The organism is Streptomyces aureus (assembly GCF_000725495.1).
Lineage (GTDB): Bacteria > Actinomycetota > Actinomycetes > Streptomycetales > Streptomycetaceae > Streptomyces > Streptomyces aureus_B.
Genome location: NZ_JNZD01000062.1, coordinates 1 through 3,681, shown reverse-complemented (window position 1 = coordinate 3,681; position 3,681 = coordinate 1). Strand labels below are relative to the sequence as shown.

The following is a 3,681-nucleotide window of genomic DNA, read 5'->3' as shown; positions in this document are numbered from 1 at the left end:
TGAATGTTTACCGGTAATCCGGTGGAACACCACGAGAGCGGAACCAGAGGGAGGAATAATCCCTCGGTTCACAGCGTCCTCGCTGTGCGCCTACCCCAAAGGGCAGGACTTTTTCAAAGGAACCTCGTCCCAGCCATGATGGCCCGTCGGGAGATCGTGCTGAAGATTGGTTTGCCGCTACTGCGGCGGAGGTGCCGTCGCTGAACCGTTCCGGCTCCGTGACAACTCGAAGAACTTTACTCATGCTGCAGGGCAGTGTCAACAGCCCCTGTCAAGATCTTTTGTACGGCGACCCGCGGACCCGTGTCAGCCAGCAGACGGTACCGCCACCTCATCCGTCTCACACATGGACGCACAGCAGGGCCTGCGACCGGACCAGAGCCGGGCGTCCCTCACAAAGCCCGGCGCAGCTGAAGATGCCGGCGGGCCGGAGTGCCGCCAAGTGGATGACGGTGGTCCCGTTCCACCAGGTCGCCGGCCGCGCAAGGCGCGGCCGGCGACCCCAAGGACGGCAGGCGGGCCGCCCCCTACCTCTCCTCTGCCCTCAGACTCAGACGACGTCGAACTCGTTGCCTTCGGGGTCCTGCAACTGGACGGCGTAGTGGCCCATGTCCGGCGCGTCCGTGACCCGGACGACCGTGGCGCCGGCTTCGACCAGTCTTTCCACCTTGGCGGTGACCAGCTGCGTGCGGACCGCCAACGGGACGTCGCGGCCGCCGCCGACCTTCAGATCGAGATGGATCCGGTTCTTGATGGTCTTGAGTTCCGGGACTTTCTGGAACCACACCCGGGGACCTCGCCCCTCGGGATCGACGATCGACTCCGGGACGTCGCCCGCCCCTGCGGGCAGTTCCTCGTCGGGGACCCCCATGGCCGCCCAGTACTCCCGCCACGTGGCATGGCCGCCCGGCGGAGGTTCGGGGACGTATCCGAGCGCCTCGCTCCAGAAGGCCACCAGCCTCGGGGGATCGGCACAGTCGATCGTCAGCATCAGCGTCATGTCCATACTCCGAGCCTGACAGAGCCCTCTGACATCCCTGCTGCGACGACCAGTTGGGGCTGTTCAGCTACTGGTGGCGCCCCTCCAGGCCCAGCCTCCGAGACACCGAGGGATCTCCATCCCGGGCCACCACTCCCTCGACTCGCCGTGTTCCAACAGCTCGCGGATCTTCAGCGGGTCTGCCTGGGGCGGGACGTGGTTACCTCCGGACCCGGCAGCCAGCCCGCGCCGACCGCCGACCGCCGACCGCCGACCGCCGACCGCCGACCGCCGACCGCCGACCGCCGACCGCCGCCAAACGATCGGCCACTGACAACGCGGCCTGAGGGTCAAGCCTCATCGAGGTCGGTCCCGACGGCGCCGGCCGAGCGGAGCGAGCTCCCGAGCTCTCCGGTGAGGATGCGGGGATGGCGTCGCCACCACCAGAGGTCGGGACCCGGCAGCCGGTGGAACCGGTCGAGCGCCTGGCCGTCGTCGTCGACGGTCGCGGCCTTGTACCGGTCGTCCAAGGCGGTGATCCGCGGGGTCCAGAGCTGCACCACGTGTTCGTCCAGCAGGATCCACGCCTCGTGCAGCCAGTTCCGGCTATAGAGGTCGTTGGTGTACTCGTAGATGTCGTCGCCGTAGCCGCGCTCGATCGCACCGACGAGAGTGGCCCACGCGTTCACCCGTCCCGCGACCGTGAACGCCGTCCGCCGGCCACGCCGGTGCAGCAGCTCACCCACTTCGGTCTCAGTAGCCACGGACGTGAGACTCTCACGCCCCTCCCCTGCGGACGATCGCCCAGGCCCAAGGGATCATTGACCACCTTCGGGCCAGACGTGCCCGGATGCGGAGAGGGAACCCTGATGCCGGAGCTCATAGACCATCTTGAGAGCAGACTCGGGCGCATGACCGGCGCCTGGTCCCCGCCCGCCGGCTCTCCCGAGGGCGCTCCCCAGGTGGCCCACTTCCGCGAAGGCCGGCTCCCGGGCGCCCAGTCGTTCGCAACGGTGGGTCTCTCTCGTACACCGCTCCGGCATCCGACCACGGACCGCCACTACCACCTGGAACTGCTGGCCTGCGAGACCACCGTCCGCGCCGACGGGTACGGGCCCTTCCCCGACGTTCTGGATTACGTCAGCGGCCGGCTGGTGGCGAGCGGTCAGGCGATTCTCCGCGGCGACGTGGTGCCGCTGCCCATCCCCCTGCCCGGCGGAACGATGACGTCCCTCTACACGGCAATGCCCGTCTACTTCGACGACGACTTCTTCTCGGTAACCGTCGAGAACGGCAGCGAGGTCGTCATCGCCTGGCTCGTCCCCATCACCGCGGAGGAGACCGCCTTCATCCACGAGAAGGGCTGGCAGCCCTTCGAAGAAGCCCTGACCCACCAGAACCCCGACCTCCTGAACCCCAACCGCCCCCAGCTCGACCTCTGAGTCCCGTCCCGCATGGACCGGGCTGCCCCGGATTTCTCTCACGCATTGGGCAGGACTACAGCCAAGATCTGAGGTTCGGTGGAACAGCGTGAGTGGTCGCAGGGCATCCGACACCGAGGGTGTCCTGGGTGCCTGCCCGGGTGGCAGCATCCAGTCGTAGCCAGTCACGTTGAAGAGGGTGGGGCCGTGGTTCAGGGTGCCGAGGTGGTCAGGGCCCTTCTGACGGCGATAGCGACCTTGGAGGATCTCGTCCAGGACGGGCCTGAGTCGCATTCTGCATTGAGCACCCTGGAGGGCATCGCCCATGAGCTCAGCAGGATGGACACGGCCGAGCGCCGGCGGTTCAACGAGGCCCTGGAGCAGATCGCCGCGGAAGAGCCGGCCCGGGCCGGCTGGGTCCGGGGCATTCCCGATGCATTGGGCCTTGATGGTTGTTGAGGCCTGAGGGCCGTCGGCCACGCGGCGTCAGAGCGGGGCTTTCCGCTCCTGAAGCGCCGGTGGGACGGTCGGCCTGTCACGACGGCTGCGAGCAACTACACCTGCTCCTGGGACACACGGATCTCGATCGGCGTGAGCGTTCTGATCGCCGTCCATGCCGGCATCTCGATCAGCTCGCCGGCCCACGCCTCGAGGTCAGCACCAGCGCCGTGGAAGAACCACGAGTCGAAGCTTCCCAAGGCTTCCAGGGCACGTCCGGATCCGTAGCGAAGCTCGCAGTGGACCTGCACGTAGTGGTCGTACTCGCCATCGGCGTCGGCGACCTCGAACTGACGGGCCAGGTCCACCGTGAAGGTCGGAGGACCATCGAACGAGTAGGTCCCGTACTGGAAAAGCAGGCCGTCACCATCAGGCGCATCCGAGACGTCGAACAGCCTTCGGCCGAAGCGGAGAAAAGCCTGCCAGACGTCTTCCGTCCCGAGGTCCGCCAACGCACGCTGCCCCGCCTTCAGTTCGCCTTCAAGCAGCCCCACGGCCTCATCGATAGACGGCCTCCGTGTCATCTCAGCCCTCCCTCGAGGCCGTGATGCTCGCCATGACTCCGCGGAACGCCCGCAGACTTCGGCAGCTGGTCGGCCGGTCCGACGCCGTCTGAAATCGGGTTTCGGATAAAAGCTCCTGAACGCAGAAAACCCCCGGACCGGTATCCCCGGTCCAGGGGTCTTCTTCACAATTTGTTCGGCGGCGTCCTACTCTCCCACAGGGTCCCCCCTGCAGTACCATCGGCGCTGTGAGGCTTAGCTTCCGGGTTCGGAATGTAAC

At 66.9% G+C, this 3,681-nt stretch carries 5 protein-coding genes and 1 rRNA gene; 2 read left to right on the top strand and 4 right to left on the bottom strand.

Going from position 1 to position 3,681, the window contains the following annotated elements; translation table 11 throughout:
• Positions 1-550: 550 nt before the first annotated feature.
• Entirely contained in the window at positions 551-1,006 is a 456-nt protein-coding gene (locus IO36_RS35940) for a VOC family protein (RefSeq protein WP_037626523.1), read from the bottom strand.
• 323 nt (positions 1,007-1,329) lie between these two features.
• Positions 1,330-1,743: a hypothetical protein gene (locus IO36_RS35935; RefSeq protein ID WP_037626522.1), complete on the bottom strand. Its 414-nt coding sequence runs from the start codon at positions 1,741-1,743 to the stop codon at positions 1,330-1,332.
• A 105-nt stretch (positions 1,744-1,848) separates the two neighbouring features.
• Between IO36_RS35935 and IO36_RS35930 the strand changes: the two genes are divergently transcribed.
• Both IO36_RS35930 and IO36_RS47200 read left to right on the top strand, forming a co-directional pair.
• Positions 1,849-2,421, top strand: a complete 573-nt coding sequence (locus IO36_RS35930; RefSeq protein ID WP_078943662.1) for a suppressor of fused domain protein — start codon at positions 1,849-1,851, stop codon at positions 2,419-2,421.
• Between the two features lie 279 nt (positions 2,422-2,700).
• Positions 2,701-2,859 (top strand): hypothetical protein, encoded by a 159-nt coding sequence (locus IO36_RS47200; RefSeq protein WP_158997712.1) that lies wholly within the window; start codon positions 2,701-2,703, stop codon positions 2,857-2,859.
• A gap of 95 nt (positions 2,860-2,954) precedes the next feature.
• On the opposite strand, the gene IO36_RS48675 is transcribed toward IO36_RS47200, so the two are convergent.
• Positions 2,955-3,392: a hypothetical protein gene (locus tag IO36_RS48675; protein WP_245173604.1), complete on the bottom strand. Its 438-nt coding sequence runs from the start codon at positions 3,390-3,392 to the stop codon at positions 2,955-2,957.
• Positions 3,393-3,595: 203 nt separating this feature from the next.
• Positions 3,596-3,681: ribosomal RNA gene (gene rrf / locus IO36_RS43510) — 5S ribosomal RNA — on the bottom strand; the annotation flags it as partial.